The 23,513-nt window shown below is 61.9% G+C and carries 11 protein-coding genes; 7 read left to right on the top strand and 4 right to left on the bottom strand.

Annotated features, from left to right (window positions below; all coding sequences use genetic code 11):
• The first annotated feature begins 328 nt into the window (after window positions 1-328).
• The 7 genes from DESUT3_RS07660 to DESUT3_RS07630 all read left to right on the top strand — a co-directional run bounded on the left by DESUT3_RS07660 (window position 329) and on the right by DESUT3_RS07630 (window position 13,963).
• Complete coding sequence (locus tag DESUT3_RS07660) at window positions 329-5,542, top strand: cupredoxin domain-containing protein (RefSeq protein ID WP_225911652.1); 5,214 nt, start codon at window positions 329-331, stop codon at window positions 5,540-5,542.
• An 83-nt stretch (window positions 5,543-5,625) separates the two neighbouring features.
• A complete protein-coding gene (locus DESUT3_RS07655; protein WP_221251883.1) occupies window positions 5,626-7,596 on the top strand; it encodes a cytochrome D1 domain-containing protein in 1,971 nt (656 codons plus the stop codon).
• Window positions 7,597-7,607: 11 nt separating this feature from the next.
• Window positions 7,608-8,210 carry an SCO family protein gene (locus tag DESUT3_RS07650; RefSeq protein WP_221251882.1) on the top strand — a complete coding sequence of 201 codons (603 nt, stop codon included), beginning with the start codon at window positions 7,608-7,610 and terminating at the stop codon, window positions 8,208-8,210.
• Window positions 8,207-8,818, top strand: coding sequence for an SCO family protein (locus DESUT3_RS07645; protein WP_221251881.1), 612 nt, complete (start codon window positions 8,207-8,209; stop codon window positions 8,816-8,818). The genes DESUT3_RS07650 and DESUT3_RS07645 overlap by 4 nt, the downstream gene beginning before the upstream one ends.
• Window positions 8,815-10,428 (top strand): cytochrome c/ABC transporter substrate-binding protein, encoded by a 1,614-nt coding sequence (locus tag DESUT3_RS07640; protein WP_221251879.1) that lies wholly within the window; start codon window positions 8,815-8,817, stop codon window positions 10,426-10,428. Before DESUT3_RS07645 ends, DESUT3_RS07640 begins: the two co-directional genes overlap by 4 nt.
• A gap of 98 nt (window positions 10,429-10,526) precedes the next feature.
• Window positions 10,527-11,651: an SEL1-like repeat protein gene (locus tag DESUT3_RS07635; RefSeq protein WP_221251878.1), complete on the top strand. Its 1,125-nt coding sequence runs from the start codon at window positions 10,527-10,529 to the stop codon at window positions 11,649-11,651.
• A 650-nt stretch (window positions 11,652-12,301) separates the two neighbouring features.
• Entirely contained in the window at window positions 12,302-13,963 is a 1,662-nt protein-coding gene (locus tag DESUT3_RS07630) for a PAS domain-containing sensor histidine kinase (RefSeq protein WP_221251876.1), read from the top strand.
• Window positions 13,964-14,060: 97 nt separating this feature from the next.
• On the opposite strand, the gene DESUT3_RS07625 is transcribed toward DESUT3_RS07630, so the two are convergent.
• From DESUT3_RS07625 to DESUT3_RS07610, 4 genes are all read right to left on the bottom strand, one after another.
• Window positions 14,061-14,534, bottom strand: a complete 474-nt coding sequence (locus DESUT3_RS07625) for a YbaK/EbsC family protein (protein ID WP_221251875.1) — start codon at window positions 14,532-14,534, stop codon at window positions 14,061-14,063.
• Window positions 14,535-14,612: 78 nt separating this feature from the next.
• Window positions 14,613-16,775, bottom strand: coding sequence for a bifunctional 23S rRNA (guanine(2069)-N(7))-methyltransferase RlmK/23S rRNA (guanine(2445)-N(2))-methyltransferase RlmL (gene rlmKL / locus DESUT3_RS07620; RefSeq protein ID WP_221251874.1), 2,163 nt, complete (start codon window positions 16,773-16,775; stop codon window positions 14,613-14,615).
• 289 nt (window positions 16,776-17,064) lie between these two features.
• Window positions 17,065-18,111: an HD domain-containing phosphohydrolase gene (locus DESUT3_RS07615; RefSeq protein WP_221251873.1), complete on the bottom strand. Its 1,047-nt coding sequence runs from the start codon at window positions 18,109-18,111 to the stop codon at window positions 17,065-17,067.
• Between the two features lie 22 nt (window positions 18,112-18,133).
• Window positions 18,134-23,335 (bottom strand): PAS domain S-box protein, encoded by a 5,202-nt coding sequence (locus tag DESUT3_RS07610; RefSeq protein ID WP_221251872.1) that lies wholly within the window; start codon window positions 23,333-23,335, stop codon window positions 18,134-18,136.
• Window positions 23,336-23,513: the final 178 nt, after the last annotated feature.

Below are 23,513 nucleotides of genomic sequence, written 5' to 3'. Positions count from 1 at the left end.
CGATACGCCCAGCGGGAAACCATCCCCACCCAGTTCAGACATAACTTACTATTTTTATTAAACTTTTCTCAACCCATCGGTAGTTTGGTCAACAATAGTTCTTATGTAGACATTTTTTCGGTTTTCTTTACAGCTGAAATTTTTCAACCGCCATGCTTGATTTACACAAATAAAAACATGACCTTACATCCTTGGAACACTATTTGAATTTGCAATAACTTATTAGCACCATAAAATTATCCCATTTTCCATCCAAGCGAACTGCTGACGCGGAAAACGGAAGAGCCTGGAGTCCAAGGCCTATCAGCAACAGAAAAGGAGGACCATCATGGCCCAACGAAGCCCCTCCGCAACGCCCGATAATCCCAGATCGCACATTATCCACAATGGAATCCGGGTGCTGGCCGGCATTCTACTCTTGCTCCCCCTGGTGATAATGGGGTACAGCTCGCCCGCACTAGCAGGACTATGCAGCACCACCGTTCACGCCGACGTGGTGGCGCTCGACCAGTTTCTCACCTTCAACCGGTTGGGGGCCGTCAACCCCCAGGGAATGATCTTCGCCCTGGCGAAGGACGTCGTCCCCAAGGACACCCTGCCGGAAGACCAGGACCTGGCCCACAGCTGTCTCAACACGGCATGTTCCCCAGGGGACGTCAAGCTGCGTGACGACAAACGCCCCCGCCCTATCGCCTTGCGGGTCAACGAGGGGGAATGCCTTCAAATTTCGTTTAAAAACCTTCTCGCGCCCACTGCCGCGGCCGCCGCGGCAGTGGACCCGGCCACCGGCATCGAGCTGAACGACCAGCCGGCCACCCGCTCCGCCGGCATCCACATCACGGGGATGCAGCTTGGCGGTGACATCACCGATGACGGGTCCAACGTAGGGGCCAATCCCAGCAGTCTGGTGCCCCCCGGGGGGAGTACCACCTACACGGTTTACGCCGAGAAGGAGGATGCCTTCGTCTTGTACAGCACGGCTGCCAATGTGGGTGGCCAGGGGGGCAGCGGCACCCATGCCTTCGGCCTGTTCGGGATTGTCAACGTGGAGCCGGCGGGGGCCAAATGGTACCGCAGCCAGGTAACCCGCGAAGACCTGGAATTGGCTCTGGACAAGAGCTCGGCGCCCGACTATTGCGATGACGGCAATGGCGGGGGGCATTACGCCGAAGCCGGGTACTTCTGCAACGGGCAACCGAAGATCAACTACGAGGCCAGGTACCCGGCGACCCACCGTTTCAAAAACCTGCCCATTCTCAATATCCGGGACGGCAACACCATCGTCCACAATGAGCTGAACGCGATCATCTCCAACTTCAACAAGGTCTACCCGAAAAATCCGACTCTGCCCGACCGGGAACAACCTTTCCGCGAAATGAGCGTCGTCTTCCACGACGAGATCAAGGCGATTCAGGCCTTCGACCTTTTCCGAGACAATGACTTCGCCTTCACCTTGAAGAGCGTGGTCGATGGGTTCGCCATCAACTACGGCACCGGCGGCGTCGGTGCCGAGATCATCGCCAACCGCATCGGTGTCGGCCCCATGCACGACTGCGTGGATTGCAAGTACGAGGAGTTTTTCCTGACCTCCTGGGCGGTCGGGGATCCGGCCATGATCGTCGACGTACCGGCCAACGTCGGCACCAATCCGGCCGACGGCGGAGCGCCGATCCCGGGCCCCAAGGCCACCTTCGCCTTCTATCCTGCGGACCCGGCCAACGTCTGGCACAGCTACCTGAACGACCACGTAAAAGTCCGCAATATTCACGTCGGGTCGGAACACCACATCTTCCACCTGCATACCCACCAGTGGCTGTTCACCCCCGATGACGACAACTCGAACTACTTGGATTTCCAGGCGATCGGCCCTGGCAGCGCCTATACCTACGAGATTGCCTACAACGGCAGCGGCAACCGTAACAAAACCGTCGGCGACGCCATTTTCCATTGTCATTTCTACCCCCACTTCGCCCAGGGGATGTGGGGTCTTTGGCGGGTGCACGACGTATTTGAAATAGGGACCAAGCTGGCCCAGGGCCCTTCCCTGCCCTTAGGCCACGGTATGCCCGCGGCAGGAGCCAGGGCTCTGCCCGACGGCGAAATCGCCGCCGGCACACCGATACCCGCAGTTATTCCCCTTCCCGGTCTGCCGATGGCCCCCATGCCCGAGGCCAGGGTCGAGATCATCAACGGTCAGGCGAACATCACGCCCCTCGACGATGAATTCGATTACGACGGCGACGGGAAAAAGGGATTCAAAGACGGTGATTACGACGATATCGGCAACCCCGGCTACCCCTTCTTCATCGCCGGTGTCGCCGGACACCGTCCGCCGACACCGCCGTTGGATATCGCGCCGGACGGCTCGGGCGGGCTTCTCGACGGCGGACTTCCCCGCCACGTGATCATTTCGGCTCCCGAGGATGCCGGCGCGGCTCCGGGTCCGGCCTTCGAAAGCACGGTTGACCCTAAGGATTTCGATAAGAAGCTGCTTGCCGCAAACGCCGAGTTCCTCCCCGAAGAGGGGACCGCGGTAGAACAGGCCGCCATGCGGTTCCACGAAAAACATTTCCACGATACCAAGGCTCCGGAGGGCAGCTATGCAAAGTTTGAAACCAACGGCATGAAGCGGGTCGCCGGCGCTCCTTATGCCGAACCCTGCCGGCCCGATGTGTTCGGCGATACCGACCACAAGAACACCATTTATCCCATCGGCACGCCGCGAACCTACCGGGCGGCGGTCATCGAGACCGACGTGATCCTGAACAAGGTGGGCTGGCACTTCAACCAGCAGCGCATTATCACCCTGGAAGACGACGTGCAGGCCACCCTGGACAAGACCCGGCCGCCGGAGCCCTTCGTCATCCGCCTCAACACCGATGACTGCATGGACTTCTACCACACCAACCTGGTGCCCAACGTCTATCAGCAAGACGATTTCCAGGTCAGAACGCCCACCGACGTCATCGGCCAGCATATCCACCTGGTGAAGTTCGACGTAACCTCTTCCGACGGCGCGGCCAACGGCTGGAACTACGAAGACGGCACCTTCAGTCCCGGCGAAGTGATCGAGCGCATCGAGGCAATCCGGGCCTACCGGGGCTGCGCCGCAGGTGACCATTCTGAACTTTGCCCCGAACCCAAGGCCGGATTCCGCAATGTCCTAGGTGCCCGCACCACCATCCAGCGCGTCTGGGCCGACCCGACGGTCAACAACGCCGGTGTCGACCGGGGCCTCGGCAACATCTTCACCCACGACCATTTCGGACCCTCGACCCACCAGCAGGCCGGTCTCTACGGAACCATGCTGGTCGAGCCGAAGGGATCGACCTGGCGACATCCCGAAACGGGCGTAACCTTCGGCTCCAGGGCCGACGGCGGGCCGACCAGCTGGCGGGCCGACATCCTGGCGGGAGATGCCAGCTACCGCGAATTCTTTCTCGAGTTCGCCGACTTCCAGCTGGCCTACGACGCCAAGGGCAACCCCATCAATCCGCCGGTAAAAGAAGAAGTCGCCCTGCCAGATATCATCGTGCCGGCGGATCAATGTCCCAACGGCTCCGCACCGCCTTGTCCGGAGGCCATTTCCGCCGCCGACCCGGGTACCTTCGTAGTCAACTACCGCAACGAACCGATCGGCCTGAGGGTCAGCAAACCGGCCGGCGGGTTCAGGGCACAATCCGCCGGGCTGGCCGGGGACCTCTCCTACGCCTTATCCTCGCTGGTGCCCCGGGACGACCCGGCCTTCAACAGACAACCCGGCGTCTATCCGCCTCTGACGGCCGACGTGCAGCCCCGCGACCCCTTCACCCCGATCATGCGGGTGTACAACGGCGACCAGGTGCGAATCCGCACCCAGGTCGGAGCCACCGAGGAAATGCATAACGCCAGCGTACACGGCATCAAGTGGACCCAGGAATATGCCAGTCCCAACAGCGGCTGGCGCAACGCCCAGGCGATGGGGATCTCGGAGCAGTTCCAGTTCGTGATTCCGGTCGCCACCAGCGGCGTGAGGGCCGGAGCCCGGGCCGACCATCTCTATTCGATGAACTCCTCGGTCGACGGTTTCTGGAATGGAGCCTGGGGGTTGATGCGCAACTACGCGACCGCGCGCAGCGACCTGCTGCCGCTGCCCAACAATCCCATCGGAACGGGCGGCAAGACCATCTCCAACCGCTTCGACTTCAACGAAATGTGCCCAAAATCCGCCCCGGTCCGCGCCTACGACGTGACCGCCGTGCTGGCCCGCGATGCCCTGCCCGGCGGGAAACTGATCTTCAATTCCAGGGTCGGGGCGGCGGCGGGATTCCCGGGGCCGTTGAACGACCCCACGGCCATCCTCTACGTACTCACGGAGGATCTCAACCTTGACGGCACCCTGAAGGCAGACGCCCCCATCGAGCCCCTGATCCTGCGGGCCGCGGCCGGCGAGTGCATCCAGGTCGTCCTGCGCAGCCAAGTGGAAAACATCCCCGAGCTCGACGGCTTCAGCACCATGCCGATGATCATCACCCAGGGAGCCGGCCCCGGCGCCAGGCACTTCAACGCCAACAACCTGGACACCTCGCCGAGCTTCGGGCTGCATGCCCAGATGGTGGCCTTCGACGTCACCAGTTCGGACGGCGCCAACGTGGGGATGAACAACCGCGTCCAGACCACCAAGAAAGGCGACCGCCGTCCCCAGGCGTACCGCTGGTATGCCGGCGACGTCAGGCTCGAGGGAACCCAACTTAAATACACCCCCGTCGAGTTCGGGGCCACCAACCTGATCTCCTCCGACCCGATCAAGCACAGCGCCAAGGGGGCGGTCGGGGCCCTGATCATCGAACCCCAGGGGGCCACCTGGACCGAAACGGACCGCGACCACGTAACCGGCCGGCTCACCCGCGCCACAGCCACGGTCTGTCCCAACGGCGATTTCCCCTGCACCAGGGAAAGCGCTGGTCACTTCCGGGATTTTGTGGTGGTCATGCAGGACGACATCAACATGCGCCTGGGCAACGGCGAACCGCAACCCTCGGTGGCCGAGCAGGAGGACAACGAGGACACCGGCCAGCGGGCCATCAACTACCGCACCGAGCCGATGTGGTTCCGCCTCGGCTTCGAGCCGACCATCGACGAGGGCCTGACCGGGGATGTTGACTACACCAACTCGCTGTCCAACAGCATCACCGCCGGCAACGATCCGCAAACCCCGATCTTCCTCGCCCGGCCCCGGGAAGAGGTGCGCTTCCGCGTCCTGCAGCCCGCGGGGCACAACCGCAGCAGCGTCTTCAACCTGCACGGCCACATCTGGCAAAGAGAGCCTTATGTCGATCCGGACGCTTACGGCGACGACATTGGCTCGACAGCCATCGGCAATAACCTTCTCAGCCGCTGGATCGGCACCCAGGAAGGCCATGGGCCGGCGAACCACTTCGACGTGATTCCTCGCAACGGCGCCGGCGGCATCAACGGGGTTCCCGGAGACTATCTCTATCGGGACAACACGTCGATCCATTTCAACAACGGCCACTGGGGCATTTTCCGGGTCAAGTATTGAGACCCGGGCCCTCGCGTGTGCGGCCTCTCCGGGGCCGCACACGCCTCTTCCACCCGGAAATCAGGCAATTCACGAGGTACGGCATGTTCAGGATTCTTATCAGCGTGATCCTTGCGACCGCATTCAGCGCCTTGGCTCCGTCAACGATGCAGGCTGAACCGCCAGCTTCTCCGGAAAACCGTGAAACAAACCCCCAGGGAGAAACCAGCAGCGATGAATTCATCCACAAAGGCGTTCGGGTAGAGTTCTCCATCGAGCCCGACGAAGAGGCCCGGAGAGAATCGCGAACGGTCCGCGAAGCCGAAATCGCCGAAATCAAATTCCGTATTACCGACGCCAAATCCGGCGCCCCGATCAGCCCTCTCGAACCGGCCGTATGGGTCAACCTGGTTAAGGAACGGCAAAAAGACGAGGAAAAGCTGAGTTGCAAAGACCAGATCGGTCTCTACCTGCAGGGAATGCTGGGTTTTCAGGCCGATATCGATCTCAACAAGTTCTACATGCTGGTGCTGAACGACGACAAAAGCATCTCGGTGGTCGACCCGATCCTGGGAGTTAACGGAATAACCCAACTTTACGCACTGATAACGCTCAAGGGCCGGGGCGAGGACTGGACCACCAGCGAGAATCAGAAATATCTTTTCGTGACCATGCCCGAGATCGGCCAGGTGGCCAAGATCGACTTGGAGACCTTCAAGGTCGTGGCAACGCTGCAGGCCGGCAGCAATACGGTGCGCATCGCCCTGCAGCCTGACGGAAGATACATCTGGGTAGGAAACAACGGGGCGGACAGGGAAAAATCCGGGGTGACCGTCATCAATGCCAACGATTTTTCGGTGGCGGGTTTTATTCCCACCGGCGCCGGCCATCACGAAATCGCTTTTTCCAACGACAGCCTGTTTGCCTACGTGACCAACAGCGAAGAGAGCACCCTGTCGGTGATCGACACCCAGGCTTTGAAAAAAACCAAAGACCTCAAGGTGGGCGAGCGCCCGGTGGCGCTGTACTTTTCCGAATTGAGCCGATCGGCCTACGTCGCCGCCGAGGCAGACGGAAGCCTCACCATCGTCGACGGCAGCACTCAAGAGATCAGGGAAACCCTGCCCCTCGACCCCGGCCTGATCGCCCTTCGGTTCGCACCGGGAGACCGCTGGGGCTTTATCGCCAACTCACTGACCAACAAGGTCTACATCCTCGATGCCTCCAGCCAGAGCGTCGCCCATTCTCTGGAAATCGGCAATAAGCCTCACCAGGTGGTCTTCACCGAGAGCTTTGCCTACGTTCGCTCTCTGGGCACCGCGGAACTGACCTTGATTCCCCTCAAGCAACTCACCCGAGAAACTTTGCCGGGGCTGCAGACGATCCCCATCGGTACCCTGCCCCCTGGCCAGTACCCTTTGACTTCGGTGGCTGACGCCATCGTTCCCACCGGGGAATATTACACGGTTCTTGCCGTCAACCCCGCGGATCGCCTGGTATATTACTACATGGAAGGTATGAACGCGGCCATGGGCTCCTTTCCAACCTACGGCAGGGTGCCGCGCGCGGTTCGGGTCGTGGACCGCAGCATGCAGGAAAAGCAAAGGGGCGTCTATTCGGCCAAGCTCAGAATCCCCAAGGAGGGCAAGTACGATGTGGCATTTCTCATCGACTCCCCCTGGGTTTACAATTGCTTCGCATTTACCGCCGAACCCAACCCCAACCTGAGCCGCCCCAAAGTCGACGAGCCTCCCCGGCTCGAGGTCCTGTCCAATCAGCTGAACTTCCCCGTGGGCAGGGATTTCAACCTTCGCTTTGCCTTGAAACGGCGCAGCGGAGATCTCCCTCTGACGGGGATCCCTGATGTGTCGCTGCTGGTGACACGCCCGCCCGGCAACTGGCAGAGCCGTCTGCAGGCCAAGCCGCTGGAGGACGGCACCTATGAGGCGAACATTCGTGCGGACCGCCCCGGAGTCTACAGCGTTTATTTCGCCGTGCCGTCCCTGAATTTCGACTACCGGCAGTTGCCGTATATTTTCCTGACTGCCACGAATAACCAAACCCCGGAAAAATAAAGGCCTTGCCCATGCCACGTTTCGGTAAATTCAGCATCCGGCTGACCATGCTTCTGGCCATGCTGTTGATGGTCGCTCTTTGCAGCCTGCAGATTCCGCCCCCAGCTCATGCGGGGGCCAATACCATACAGATAGATGTCCCGGACCTCGAACTGATCAACCAGGACGGCGTCAGCGGCCGTTTCATCAGCGAGATCATAGGAGACAAACTTACCGCGGTAACCTTCACCTACACCACCTGCACCACCATCTGCCCGGTCCTGGACGCCATCTTCAAGGACATCCAGGGCAAGATCGGCGAACAGTTGGGCCAGACCATCCAGCTGATCACCATCAGCATTGATCCGACCACTGATATTCCCGAGAGGCTTAAGGAGCATTCCGAAAAGCTGGGAGCCAAACCCGGCTGGACATTTCTAACCGGAGACAAGGACAAGGTCATCAGCGTCCTCAGAGGCATGGAGATGTTTTCGCCCGACATCTTCAACCACCCGCCGGCGGTGTTCATCGTCGATGGCCGCCGGGGACTGTGGAGCCGGCTGAACGGGTTCCCCTCGCCCAAGGTCATCAAGCGCGCCCTGGATGAATATCTCAAGGACCGTGGTGAATCATGAGGTTCGCCGCACACACAGCCCTGCAAAAGCTGTTCATCACCACCCTGTTGACCGTCTCCGCTGCCTTTTCCGGGAACGTCTTTGCTGCCCTGCCCGGGAGCGAACCAGGAGAACAGGCGCTGGGGTACTTCACCGACCTGGAGCTGGTCACCCAAGACGGCGAAAAGGTCCATTTCTACAGCGACCTGCTCAAGGATCGGGTAGTGCTGATCAGCGGCTACTACATCAACTGCGACACCGTATCTCCGCGGCAAAACCTGGTGCTATCGCGCCTGCAGAAAAAACTCGGCGCGCTGTTGGGCCAAGAAGTGCTGATCGTCTCGGTGAGCGTCGATCCGCAAAACGACACCCCCGCCAAGGTTCACGACTACGCCCGGGTGTTTCTGCCCCGCCCGGGATGGCTGTTTCTCACCGGCTCCCCGGAAAACGTCGATGAAGTAAACATGCGGCTGGGGCAGTACCACCGAAATCCCGAGCAGCACCTGGGGATCTACCTGCTCGGCAACCTAAAAACGGGACTGTGGATGAAAGTCTCTCCTCAGGCCCAGGTCGATGAACTATACAACCGCCTGCGCGAACTGCTCAATGACAGGGGAGACTCCCGATGAGCTATCCTCTCCACCACCCGAAATCCGCCGGAGCCGTCCTCGCCCTATTGCTGGCGACTCTGATCCTGTGCTGCGCCTCCCCCCTCCAGGCCCGCGAGCTTACGGCGGCCGAAGCGCGGGGCAAAGAGATCTATTTCTCGGGTAAGAGCCCCTCGGGCCAACCGATCCTGGCCTATTTCGGCGAAGAGTTGGTGGAGATTGCAGGCGAGTTTGCCACCTGCGGCAGCTGCCACGGCTACGACGGGCTCGGTCGCCCGGAAAGCGGCGTGCTGCCGAGCAACATCACCTGGAAATATCTGGTCAAGAGCTACGGCCACGTGCACCCTGACGGGGTGGAGCATCCGGCCTTCGACGTGGCGAGCTTAAAAGATTACATGGTCAACGGCACTTTTCCCGGTGGGGCGCACGGTGATCCCTCAATGCCGGTCTACGACATAACGGAACAGGACCTGGACGATCTGATCGCCTACATGAAGTTGGTGGGTGAGCTGTACGAACCCGGGCTGAGCGACGAGGCCATCGAGATCGGCACCCTGCTGCCCGGCCAGGGGCGACTGGCTCCCCTGGGCGAGGCGATGCGCGGAATTCTCGAAGCCTACTTCAAACAGGTCAACGAGCGGGGGGGCATCTACGGACGCCGCCTGGCGCTCGCAGCTCAGTCGCTGACCGACGCCGAGGAACAGGCCGCACAAATCCGCGCCGGGTTCGAGCGAAAGGAGCCCTTCGCCCTGGTCGCCACCTTCACCCCCGGCGCCGATCACGTTCTGCAGTCGATCGCCGCCGAAAAAACCCTTCCGCTGATCGGGCCCTTCACCCTGTTTCTCCGTAACACCTACACCCAGAACCGATACTGCTTCGCCCTGTACCCTGGCTTGGGCGACCAGCTCCGGGCCCTGACCGTTTACGCCGCCAACGACCTGAAGTTGGAGAAACGGAAAGTCGCCGTTCTGCACCCGGCGGATACCACCGCCCTGCCCGGGGCCCTAGAAGCGGCCGAAGAAGCCTGCCAGGCCCATAGCTGGGAGGTCGTGACCACCCTCCCCCTTCCCGCCGGCCCCTTCGACATGCGGACAGCGATTGCCGGATTGAAAAAAGCCGGAATCAACCTGGTGGTTTTTCTGGGAATGGAAGAACAAGCATTGACGTTTCTCCAGGCTGCCGACGCTGAAAAGTGGCACCCTACCGTCCTTGCCTCGGGGATATTCGCCGGTCGGGCGGTCGCAGATGCTCCCGAGGGATTCGCCGGGCGGCTGTTTCTGGCCTATCCGACCCTCGCCAAGGATCGGCAGGAGTGGGGAATTAGCGAACTTTCCCGGCTGATGCGGGAGAACCAACTGGAGCCTAACCACCTGCAGGCGACCATCTCGGCCTACGCGGCGGCCAAGACCCTGGTCGAGGCGCTGCGGCTGGCCGGTCGCGATCTCGACCGGCGAAAGCTGGTCGCGGTGCTGGAGAAGTTCTACCAGTTCGAAACCGGTCTGACCCCGGCGCTTACCTTCTCGCCCAACCGCCGCACAGGCGCCCGGGGAGCGTGGATTGTGGGGCAGGAGTCCGAGGCGGGAAAACAGCCAGAGGCACCGGTCGAGGCGGTCTGGGTTGATTTGAAGTGACGGTGGCAACCCCAACAAAAAGAGGCCGCCCCTGATCGGACAGATCGGTCGAATCCGTCGCGGCCTCGAAAGTGATTTTCAAGAAAGGTCTTGGCACCATGAAACGCATCTGGCTGGTCATACTCACCATGGCGGCCGTCTGCCTTCAGGCCTCCGCCAGCGCCCTTGCGAGCGAAGCCCATCTCCGGCAGATCGAGCAGCAGGCAGACCAGGGCGACGCCGAATCCCAGTACCAGCTTGGGCTTCGTTACGCCAACGGTGACGGCGTACCGCAAGACCTGGCCAGGGCTCGGCAGTGGTGGCTCAAGGCAGCCGGACAAGGACACCCCCAGGCTCAGTACGGAATGGGATTCATTTATGAAAAAGGCGCTGGTGTCACCCGCGACCTGGGAGAGGCCCGCCAATGGTGGCAGCGCGCAGCCGACCAGGGGCATGTTCAGTCCCAGATGTTCTTGGCCAGCATCTATGCCACGGGGTACGGGGTCGAGAAAAACCCGGCCGAAGCCGCCAAATGGGCGAAAATGGCCGCAGACCAGGACTTTGCCCCGGCTCAGTACAACCTTGGCGTCATGTACGCCACCGGCTCCGGAGTCGTGAAGGACCTTAAAGAGGCTGCGCGCTGGTACCAGCGCGCGGCTGAACAGGGCGACTCCAATGCCCAGTTCAATCTCGGAGGCATGTATGCCTCCGGGGAAGGCGTATCGCTGGACCCGGCTCTGGCGTATGTCTGGATGAATATGGCCGCCCACAAAGGACACAAGGGGGCCAGGCAACGGATGAAGGAACTTATCGCCAGGGTAGAGCCGAAAAAAGTTTTGGAGGCCCAGCGAGAGGTGGCCCAAAGGGGCGATTCGGATGCCCAGTTTTTGCTCGGCGCGATGTATGCCGACGGAGAGGGATTCTCCACTGATTATGCCGAGGCATTCAGTTGGTGGCACCAGGCTGCCGTCCAGGGGCACATTGCGGCCCAATTCAACCTCGGGGTCATGTTCGCCAACGGCGAAGGGGTGAAGAAAGACTTTAGCGAAGCAATTAAATGGTATCGACTGGCCGCCGAACAGGGCGATGCCAATGCCCAGTTCAACCTTGGCGGCATGTACCTCAATGGTGAGGGGGTTGAAAACAATGAATTGCAGGCCTCGATCTGGTTCAAGCTCGCCGCGTCCCAAGGGCATGAAAAAGCCCGGGAAATGCTCAGTAAGATCAACACCAGCCAAAAGTAAACCGCCCCATCTTCCACCCAGCCCTTCCCCCACGAAATCGTCTCCAGGCGGAGGTAAAGGCATTGCCGGTTCCGGATGAGTAGGGTTGCGGGGTCCGCCTTGCGTCCACCCGGACCTTTTTAGGAACAGCGCCGCTCTTATCTTTCAGCATTTACCTCGTTACCCAGTCTGAATCCCCTTTATACTCCCGTATTGTATAAAAGATTAAATTTACCAGGGAAGTAAGCCATCACGCCAAGCGGATGGGGATTGCCGGCGCCCCCAAAACGGGTTGCCGATGTCGTTGTTCCCTCGTCCGAACTGGTTAGAATTTTTTCAAGCCAAAGGACTCTGACCCCGACCAGGAAAGGGGATTTCCGAATTGCAATTAAAGTTCTAATTATCTAGCCGGTCCAAGTCATAGGCCATTTCTTTGTCCCCTATTTTCCCTCCCCTCAATACCTGGGGAAAGTTCCCCTGGAGAAACCGATAACAATTCGGCAGGTTGAGGTAAACGAATGACAAACCGCCCGGGTGAAGCTTGCAAATCATTAAACCTATTACACAATTATAGTATCAAGGTGAATTTGCCAAGGCAGCGGAGGGGATGCATGCAGACCAAGCCGCGGGAATCTTCCGCCCAATTCAATATTTCTCAGCAGGAAACCGACTTGAAGTTGCAGAACCAATCCAGGATTTCTCCCAAAAGTCTGCTGATTCTGCTGGTAGTCTGGATTTTCCTGGCCGAACTCTGCGACATGGTCATTCTGCACCACCTGCCTCCGCTCCCCCCCCTGACCAGGTCGGTTATCGACGCAACCTTCCTGCTGGTGGTTCTGTCCCCCGTCTACTTTCTCATGTACCGCCCCCTGGTGAGGGCCTGGGAAGAGGGCAAACGGATGCACTTCGCGCTGCGCCAGAGCGAAGAGCGCTATCGCAGCCTGGTCGAGGACATCGATTTCGGCATCAGCCTCATCGGCGCCGACCATAAAATACTCATGACCAACCGGGCCCAGTCCCGCTATTATCAGAAACCGGCGGAAGCGTTCATCGGTCGCCAGTGTTTCCGGGAGTTCGCCGGCAAGGACCACATCTGTGCCCGCTGCCCGGGCGTGACGGCCATGGCCGAGAACCGACCCGTCGAGGTCGAGGGGGAGCGGGTCCGGGCCGACGGCACCCGCTGGTACGCGCATATCCACGCCTTTCCGGTCTTCGGGCCCGATGGGCGGCCGACCGGTTTCATCGAGGTCACCGAAGATGTCACCGAGCGCAAACGGATCGAGCGCAAGCTGGTGGAAAACGAAGAGCGGCTGAATTTTGCCCTGGAGGCGACCCGGGACGGCCTGTGGGATTTCAACCTGACCACCGGAGAGGTCTATTTCAGCCCCCGCTGGGTCGAAATGCTCGGCTACCGGCCCGAGGAGGTTGCGCCGGAATACTACACCTGGGAGAAACTCCTGCACCCGGATGACCGCGACCGGGTCCTGGAAGCCCTGACCGAACACGTGGAGGGGCGCGCGGCGACCTACGAAGCCGAGGTGAGGATGAAGACGGAGGCGGGCGGCTGGATCTGGATTCTGACCCGCGGCCAGGTCGTCCGCCGGGACCAGCAGGGAAAGGCCCTGCGCATGATCGGAACGCACACCGACATCACCGACCGCAAGCGGGCCGAGGAGGAGATCCGTTTCCTCAATCACCAACTGATCAACCTGGCCGAGGAAGAGCGGGCTCGGCTGGCCCGCGACCTGCACGATGAATTCGGCCAGATCCTCACCACGCTCCAACTCGGCATGGAAACCTTGAGAAATATGACCCGGAACATGGGGAAGGAAGCCGAAGGCCAGTATCAGCGCCTCATCGGCCTGATCGCCCTGCTGGGGGATCACGTCAGGGACGTTTCGGCCCAGCTGCGCCCGAACATTCTCGACAACCTGGGCCTGGTATCCACCCTGCAATGGCACATCGAAAAATTCTCGGTCCAGGTCCCCGACCTGCGTGTCGAACTGACGGTTGCCGGGGAGGCCAGACGCCTGGGGCGGGACATGGAGCTCGCCCTTTACCGGATCAGCCAGGAGGCTCTGAACAACACCGCCAAGCATTCCCGGGCCGAGCACGCCTGGATCGAATTGGAGTACGGGCAGGACCAGGTGGCGCTTACCCTGAGGGACGACGGGCTGGGGTTCGACCCGCAACAGACGCGGGACGCGGAAAACGGCTTCAAGGGAATCGGCCTGCTGGGAATCCGGGAGCGGGTGGGGGCCCTGGGGGGAACGCTGGATATCCGCTCCGAGCCGGGCCGGGGGACTGCCATCCGGGTGATGTTGCCCGCATGAGGGGAAGCGGGCTGCGGTAAGCGGGGGATGCGGCCTGGAGTCCGAAGTGCCGTGCGCAACCCGCAGGGCGCCTAGATCCCCCTGCGGGGGGACCAGGTCAGACTGCCAGCGGCTCGCATACATCGACCTCCTGGGCCAGGGTCAGATCCATCAGGCAGTCCACGGAGATGGGGACCGCGGAGTGGTCGTCCCCGGCCGCCGGATATATACGGGCGAAGCGTCGCAGAGAGGCATCGAGAAACACCGGCAGATCCCCCGGCAGCAGAAACGGGCAGACCCCGCCGGGGCGGTACCCGGTGTGGCGGAGCACCTCGTCGGCAAGCGGGAGCTTGACCTTCCCGCTCAGTCCGGCAGCCTGTTTGAGCTTGGAGCTTTTCACCTTCATATCCCCCGAGGTCACCACCATCAGGGGCTTCCCGCCGACGATAAACAGGATGCTCTTGGCGATCTCGGCCGGCGAACAACCCACGGCCCGCGCCGCCTCCTCCGAGTTGGGGGTCGGCTGGTCGAACTGCCAGACCTCGATTCCCTCGCCAGCCAGGTAGTGTTTCACCTCTTCGATGGACGGCATGCGAAAAATCTCCTTAAATGCCCATGGCCGATGGGCATCGCTGCGCTCCGCCCATCCAGGTTCAGGTAATTTGCCCGTTTAACCTTTCCGGGTAATCTTCCAGCAGTTGTGAATCCGCGGATTGCGTTCGAAATCCCTGGGGATGGTCTGCGCGGTGATCTCCTCGAAATCCAACCCGGCGAGTGCTTCGCGATCCATCTTGAAGCGGCGGTAGTTGTTGGAAAAGATCAGCAGCCCGCCCGGGGCGAGCAGGCGGGCGGCCGCCTGCAGCAGGGGGACGTGGTCGCGCTGGACGTCGAAAGTCTTCTCCATGCGCTTGGATGTGGAAAAGGTCGGCGGGTCGAGGAAGATCAGCTCGAAGGCCTCCTTCTGCTCGGCCAGCCAGGCCAGGCAGTCTCCCTGGATCAGTTGGTGGTTTCTTCCGGCAAAGCCGTTGAGGGCCAGGTTCTTCTTCGCCCACTCGAGATAGGTGCGCGACATGTCCACGGTGGTGGTGGAGGTGGCGCCGCCCTTGGCGGCGTGGACGCTGGCAGTACCGGTGTAGCCGAACAGGTTGAGAAAACGCTTGCCGGCGGCCAGCTCCTGGATCATCTGCCGCGTGGGGCGATGGTCGAGAAACAAACCGGTGTCGAGATAGTCGGTAAAATTGACCAGAAAACGGCAATTCCCCTCTGCCACTTCGTGAAACTCCCCCTTCTGATCGAGCTTTTCGTACTGGGCACTCCCCTTCTGCCGCTGGCGCACCTTGTAGAAGATGCGCTCCTCGGGGACCTCCAGCGCCAGCGGCAGCGCCGCCGCCACCTCCTGCAGGCGCGCTTCGGCCTGTTTGGGGTCGATGGACTTGGGCGGAGCGTATTCCTGGACGTGCACCCACGTCTCGTAGAGATCGACGGCCACGGCGTATTCGGGCATATCGGCGTCGTAAAGCCGGTAGCAGCCGATCTCTTGCTTTTTCGCCCAGCGGCCGAGGTTCTTGAGGTTCTTGCGCAGGCGGTTGGCGAACATCCTGGCCCCCTCGCTCAGCTCCTCCACCGAGGCGGGAACTGCGCCCTTGGGGGGCGCGGAGACGAACCATTGGGGGTCGATTTCGAAGTGCAGCAGTTTGCACTCCAGGGCGCCGTTGTACAGGGTGTGCATGCGCCTGGCGCGGATCCCCATCTGCTTGCCGAGATCGGGGTTGCCGGTGATGATCGAGGCCCGCCAACCTTGGAAACATTCGCGCAGCCGCGATCCCAGGGTAGCGTAGAGAGGCATCAGCTCGCGGATCTCGCCGAGCCGCTCGCCGTAAGGGGGATTGGCCACCACCAGGCCAGCTCTCACGCCCTTGCCCCCCGGCTGATCGAGGTCCTTGAGATCGCGTTTTTCGAAATGCACCCGGCTGGCCAGCCCGGCCCGCTCGGCGTTGGCCCAGGCGGCGCGGATCGCCTTGTGGTCGGCATCGTAGCCGACCAGCACCGGCAGCTTCTCCAGGCCGGCCTCGCGCCGCTGGCGGGCCTCGGCGAGCAGGCGCTCCCAGGCGGCCTGGTCGTGCTTCCTCCAACCGAGAAAGCCGAAATAGCCGCGCTGCAGCCCCGGAGCGATGTCGGCGGCGATCAGCGCCCCCTCCAGCACCAGGGTCCCCGAACCGCAGGTGGGGTCGATCAGGGTGCCGCCGGCAGCAGCGATCGCTGGCCAGCCGGCCCGGTAGAGGATGGCGGCGGCGAGGTTTTCCTTGAGCGAGGCCAGCACCGCTTCTTCGCGGTAGCCGCGGCGGTGCAGGCTCTCGCCCGAGAGATCGAGACTCAGGGTCGCCTGGTTGCGGTGCAGGTGCAGGTTCACCCGGATATCCGGCCGCTCGGTGTCCACCGAGGGGCGCACCCCGCAGGCGTCGCGGAACTGGTCGACGATGGCGTCCTTGACCTTGAGGGCGGCGAATTGGGAGTGGGTGATATTGGAGCCCGAGAGGCTGCAGTCAACCGCCAACGTCCCCTGGGGCGCGAGGTGCTCCTGCCAGGCCAGCGAGCGCACCCCCTGGTAGAGCGCCTCGGGGTCTGCGGCGGCGAAGCTCGCCAGCGGCAGCAGCACCCGGCTCGCCAGGCGCGACCAGAGGCAGGCCCGGTAGGCGGTCTCCAGGGTGCCGGAAAAGCTCGCCCCGGCCCGCGCCTCGGCCGCCTCGACGGCGCCGAGGCTGTTGAGCTCCTCGGCGAGCAGCTGTTCCATCCCCTTGGGGGCGGTGGCGAAGAAATTGAGAAGGTCTGACAATTTAAATCCCCCTTTGTACCCACCGTAGCGCAGTGGACGTTTCGGGAACAAGCCGTGAGGTTGAGCGAAGCGAATGTGAACGGCCCCGAAACGTCTGCGGAGCGGAGGGAACCCGCCGCAGGCGGGTGGGGACAACGGGGGCGCCCTTTTGATCCAAACTTTTGGGCGAACAAAAGTTTGGTCGCCGGCAGGGGGCGAGACCCCTGAAACACGTTCCAATAAACTTCGAGAAAAGAAAAAGGCCGGTCAACCTGCAACCGGCCCGTTCAAAATACCCTCGCGAACTGAATTAATCAAGCGCTTTGCCGGCGATCTCTTCCCATTGCCTTTTGGGGATGGAGAGAAACGCCTCGACCATCCGCGGATCGAACTGGGTGCCGCTGCAACGCTTGAGTTCATCCACCACCGCCTGGAAAGGGAGCGCCTTGCGGTAAGGTCGGTCGGAGGTCATGGCGTCCAGGGTGTCGGCGATGGCGAAGATGCGCGCGCCGAGGGGGATTTCCTCCCCCTTTAGCCCATCGGGATATCCTCCCCCGTCGTAGCGCTCGTGGTGGGAGAGGACCACCTCGGCGGCCTTATCGAGAAACCGGACCCCACAGATGATGTCGTAGCCGATCCGGGAGTGACGCCGCATCACCTCCCATTCCTGCTCGTCGAGTTTTCCGGGCTTGAGCAGAATGTTGTCCGACACCCCGACTTTGCCGATATCGTGGAGCAGGGCGCCCATGGCGAGATCGTCGCGGCGGCCCTGCTCCACCCCCAGCACCTCGGCCAGGGCCAGGGTGTAGGAGCGTACCCGCTCCGAATGCGACCCCGTCTCCTTCTCCCGGGCATCCAGGGATCGCACCAGGGCCGCCAGGGTGCTGTCGTAGGCATCCTGAAGTTCGTCCAGGGTGGTGCGGATCCGCTGGGTCTGCTCCCGAACCTTGGCCTCAAGCTGGCGCTGGTAGACCCGGTTTTCCAGCACCAGGCGCCTCTTTTCCAGGGCGTTGCGCACGCTCAGGAGAATGCGGTCGAGGTTGAAAGGCTTGAGGATGTAGTCGTCCGCCCCCAGTTGCAGGCAATACATGGCCGTCTCCAGGTCGTCGACGGCGGTGACCATGATCGCCGCCGAGTCGGGAGAGGCCTCTTTCAGTTCCTTGAGAAACTGCACTCCCGAGCGGCCGGGCATATTGATGTCGATCAGGGCCAGGTCGATGTTGCGCTGCTGCACCAGTTCGCTGGCGGCATCGGCGTTGGCCGCGGTGTGGCAGAGATAGCCCTCGCCCTGGAGAGTGGCGAACTCCATATCCCTGACGATTTCCTCATCCTCGACGATCAGGACCTGATATTCCACCGGTCATCCTCCTTGATCCATATCATGCAGCCCCCAGTACATCATGTACTTTGGCGAGCAGGGTATCCATGGTAAAGGGTTTCTGCAACAAGTATTTTCTTTCGAAGACCTCCAGGCCTTCGTCTTCATTGAGATCGCTGTATCCCGACATGAACAGGACCCGGAGATCCGCCCGCTGGCGACGCAGGGCCTCGGCCAGCGACGGCCCGCTCATCTCGGGCATCACCATGTCGGTCAACAACAGGTCCACCTGCTCGGGCGCCCCCTCGAAAAGCTTCAGCGCCTGCGCGGGATCGTGTGCGGCCAGCACCCGGTAGCCGCTGCCCCGCAAGGCGTCGGCCACCAGGGCAAGCACCGCCGCTTCGTCTTCCACGACCAGGACCATCTGATGTCCTTCGCGAGGCGGAGTCGGCAACCTGCGCCGATTCGCGGCGGGATTGTCGGCGGTGCGCGGCAGGTACACCCGAAACTGCGTCCCCTCGCCCGGGTTGCTCTCCACCAGGATATAGCCGCCGCTCTGCTTGACGATTCCATAGACGGTCGCCAGCCCGAGCCCGGTCCCCCGCCCCTGCTCCTTGGTGGTGAAGAACGGCTCGAAAATGCGCTGGCGCACTTCCGGGGTCATCCCGTCGCCGGTGTCGGTGACCTCGAGCATGACATAGTCGCCGGGCACCGAGCCATTGTGCTGACGGGCGAATGCCGTGTCGATCTCCACGTTAGCGGTTCGGATGGTTATTTTCCCATCCCCGGAGATGGCATCTCGGGAGTTGACTACGAGATTGATCAACACCTGCTCCACCTGCCCCGGATCGGCCTTGACCCGCCCGAGATTCTGCTCGAGCAGCATTTCCACTCCGATCTGCTCGCGCAGCAGGCCGCGCAGGATTTTGTCCAGCCCCTTGACCAGGGGATTGATGTCCAGCACCCTGGGCTCCAGCACCTGCCGGCGGCTGAAGGCCAGCAGCTGGCGGGTCAGCGCCGCGGCCCGCTCGCCCGCCTGCAGAATGGTCTCCGCCTCGCGCCTGCGCTTGGGGTCGTCCTTGAGGCTGCGGGCCAGCATGGTGCTGTAGCCGTTGATTACCGTAACCAGGTTATTGAAGTCGTGGGCAACCCCACCGGCGAGCTGCCCCACCGCCTCCATTTTCTGGGCCTGGCCAAGGTAATCCTCCGCTAATTGTCGGGCCAGTTCGGTCCGAACGCTCTGAATGACCAGGGCGGCCGTTTGGGCGAAGGCCTCCAGCTCGACCCGTTCGCGTTCGGTGAACCCCTCCTCGCTGTTGATCAGGCCGATACAGCCGACCGCCTCCGAACCGATGCACAAGGGCGCCCCCAGAAACGATCGGACGGGGAAACCCAGGTCCTGTTCGGCCTGGGTCATAAGTTCCCGGGGGAACTCCGAATTCGCGAGGATGGTCCGCCGCTGGTCGATCGGTGCGAACAGCAGGCCCTGCGAGCGCTCGAGAAGGTGATAGACCTGTTCCGGGGAAGCGGCCCTGACCTCCTGGTGAACGACCTGCAGGGACTGACCCGCCAGGGGCAGGCCTGCGGTGGCCAGGATGCGCGCATCGCCCTTGCCGTCGAGGTCGTAAAGAAAGCCGAAGGCCGAAGAGGTCAGCGAAACGCAGCGCTCGACGAGGATTCTGGCCACCTCGTTGATGCTTCCCTGCTGCAGGAAGCAGAGTGTCGCCTCGGTCATGGCCTCGGAGAGCCCTCTGCTGCGCCTCTCGCTTTCCTGGGTTCTCTTGCGCTCGGTTATATCTTCCTTGACCGCCACGAAATGGGTGATCTTCTGATCGGGGCCGGTAACCGGGGAGATCAGGGCCGATTCCCAGAAAAGCTCGCCGGTTTTTCGCTTGTTGAGAAATTCCCCCTTCCATACCTGGCCCGAGCCGATGGTGTTCCAGAGCTTCCGGTATTCCTCGGCAGTGGTCCGGCCCGAGCGCAGGACGGCCGGGGTCATCCCCCGGACCTCCTCGAGCGAGAAGCCCGACACCTCGGTGAACTTCGGGTTGACGTAGACGATGCGCCCGCGCAGGTCGGTGACGACCACCGAGTTGGGGCTCTGCTCCACCGCCAGCGAAAGATTGCGCACCTGCTCCAGGGCCTCGCGCCGCTCGGTGATGTCGAAACTGGCGCCGATAAAACCGGCAAAGCGCCCGGCGAAATCGTTGAACGGACGCCCCACCGTGGTCATCCAGCGATAGCAGCCGTCATGGCGGCGGAGGCGAAGCTCGACGCTGAACATCGACCTGGCCTGCAGGGCCTGTCGAAACTGCCCCAGGAAGGTTCCGAGGTCATCGGGGTGGACATTTTCCAGCCAGCGTTCGCCAATCTCCTCGTTCATGCTCTTGCCGGTGAAGTCCAGCCAGGTCCGGTTGAAATAATCGCATTTGCCGGTCTGGTTGCTGCGCCAGATCATGGCCGGGAATTCTTCGAAGATGGTCAGGTAGAAGTCCCTGGTCTTCAACAGTTCCTGCTCGAAACGTCGGCGCTGGGTAACATCCCGGAAGCTCCACACCCGGCCGACGATCCCCCCCGCCACCCGCTGGGCTTTGGTGAAACGTTCGTAGATCCTGCCGTCCTCGAAGGGGACCGTGTCCCAGTCTTCGACCTCGCTGCCCTGGGACAGCATCCGGGTCCGCTCCAGAAATCCATCGGGGTCCTTGACCTGGGGCAGTACGAAATCGAGCAGTTCCCTGCTGCTTCGGTTCGCCAGCAGGGTCTGGGGGATGCGCCACATTTCGGCGAATTTCCGGTTGCAGGTGACCACCCCGCCGTCATTGTCCGTGACCAGGATGCCATCGGCGGTGGACTCCAGGGTTGCCCGCAGCAGCGACAGGGAGTTTTCCTGGGCCTCCCTGGAACGCCGGCGTTCCAGCTCCACGGCGGCGCGCACGGCCATAACCTCCATGAGCGAGCGGATGCTCTCGACAGTCTGCAGAGGCCGGCGGTCCAATACGACCAGAATGCCCAGGACCTTGCCTTCCGCCCCCCGCAGCCGCACCCCCGCATACCCCTGTATCCCCATCTCCGCCAGCATCAGGTCCTTCGGGAACCGTTCCGCGACCCCCTCGGGGTAGATGCACAGGATCTCTTCGACCACCACTTCGCAAGGGGTTTCCCGAAGGGAATAGACGAAATTCTCCACCATGTCGCCCCGGTCGCAGACGGCCACGGTTCGCACCCGGTTGGGGTCCTCGGTATCGAACTCCCCGACCAGCGCCAGGTCGACGTTGAGCATGCGGCTCAGGTAGCGGACCAGGGAGCCGAAGAACTCTTCCCCGGGAGAAGCCTCGGTGCCGTGGGCCAGGTAGCGGAGGGTTTCCTCGGCCAGCTTGCGTTCGGTGATGTCCTGCAGATTTTCGATGGCGGCGACGATTTCGCCGCGACTGTTGCGCAGGGGGGCCGCCTCGATGGCGAGGTAGCGATCCTTGCCGCCCAGCCCGGGATACCACCCCTCGGCGCGCAAACCGCCTGACAGCAGTTCCGACTTGGAAGAAACGGCATAAAGGCCGCCCAGCTGGTCCTCCGCCTGGTCCAGGATCAGGTCCCCGAGCAGCTGACGCTCACGGTCGTAGAATGCATGCCAGGGACTTTTCTGGCCCACCGCCTCGCCGGCGCAGATTCCGGTGAGCCTTTCGCAGGCCCGGTTCCAGATGATAACCCGATGCTCTGCATCGAGCACGAAGCAGGGGATCGCCGAATTCTGCAGCAGGTTCTCCGAAAACTCCTTCTGTTCGGCCAGGGCCAGTTCGGCCGCCTTGCGGTGGCTGATGTCGATGATAGAGCCAATCATCCCTCCCGGCGACCCGTCGATGTTGGGAAAGGCGGTTTTGTAGAGCAGGATCTCCCGGGGCCGGCCGTCGCTGTGAGTGGCCCTGGCCTCGCTCACCTGCACCGACGGGCCGTTTCCTTCGAAATCCTGCATCCGCTCCTCATCCCGAAGGACGGCATCCAGGTCCTGCCCCTGGTCAGAGAAAAACGTTTTTCCGATGATCTGATTGCGGGAGATCCCCCAGAAGGCCTCGAAGGCGCTGTTGCAGCCCAGGTAGGAGCCGTCGATGTCCTTGTAATAGACGGGAGTGGGGATGTTGTCGATGAGGATCTGGAAAAAATTGAGCTGGTTTTCGAGGTTGAGCTCCTGGGCCTCAAGCTGGCCCAGCATCCGCCCGTAGGCCTCGCCGAGCAGGCCGACCTCATCCAGAGCCCCCACCTCGAGCGGACCGCGCCTCGGGTTGCGTTCGGCCACCTTGCGGATGTGGTCGGTCAGGTGCAGCAGGGGGGAGGTCAGACGCCGCACCATCAGCCACACCAGGGCCAGCGTCAGCAGGCTGGCGATGGCCAACCCCCCGCCGGCGTACATCTTGGCCCGCTGCACGGGCAGATAAGCCTCGGTCAGGGGGTAGTTGGAGGCAAGGATCCAGTCCTTGGATTTGAGTCGCTTGAAGGAGACCAGCATGGGCTGGTTTCGGGAATTGATCGTCTCGGTTGTCCCCTGGAAACCCTGCAGAGCCCGGTCGAAGGCGAGGTTGGCGCCCTCGGAGACATCCGCCTTCAGGATACGGCTGGCATCCTTGTGCATGATGATGGTGCGGCGCGTATCGAACAGGTACAGGTAGCCGGTTTGGCCGATGGCCATGCGCTGCAGCTCACCGAAAAAATTGTCCTTGGTCAGATCGAGGCTGCCGGCCAGCACCCCGGCAATCCTGCCCCGGGCATCGAAAATCGGCGCGGTGAAGTTGATGGCCGGGTGCCCGTGGCTCTGGCTCGAGAAATAGGGGTCGGAAACCAGGGGGCGGCCGGTGGCCAGGGTTTCCTGGAAATACTCGCGAAAGGAATAGTCGCGGCCGCGACGCCCCTCCTTGTAGGGGCTTTCGGCCACCAACATGCCGTCGGGAGAGAACAGGAAAATGCCGTTGTCGAAAATGTGGCGGGTGCCGACCCCGAGATGATAGTCCAGCTCATGCTGGGCCTGCTCCGGATCGGACACCAGCTCCGCGGGAAATTGCCCGGCGCAGGCGCTGATGATGTCGCGGGCGGTTTCGATTCGTTCATCGATATCCCCGGCGATCTCGGTAATCAGGACATATTGCTGCTCGGAGATAAGCCGCTTGATTTCTCCCTCGAAGTACCACAAGGTGAACAGGGCGGAGAGCGACAGAATCCCGATGATCAACAGGGAGACGGCCAGGGATATTTTGGTTTTCAAACTGCTGTGGCGCATGTTCACCTGGTTCCGGGGCAACAAAAGGGCCTTGGGAGAAGCCCTTCCAGGCCTGAAATGGTCTGACCAGGCTTTGCTCATGCAAAATCAGGGCCTCATTCAGGGAAGCCGCGGCCGAATCGGGTCCGGTAAAAAACGCGGCCCCACCGGGTATCCGGTGAGGCCGTCAGAGATCGGT

Origin of the sequence: Desulfuromonas versatilis (assembly GCF_019704135.1) — a bacterium.
Classification (GTDB): domain Bacteria; phylum Desulfobacterota; class Desulfuromonadia; order Desulfuromonadales; family NIT-T3; genus Desulfuromonas_A; species Desulfuromonas_A versatilis.
Note: the sequence above shows the minus strand (reverse complement) of the source record. Positions and strands in the feature narration are given on the sequence as shown.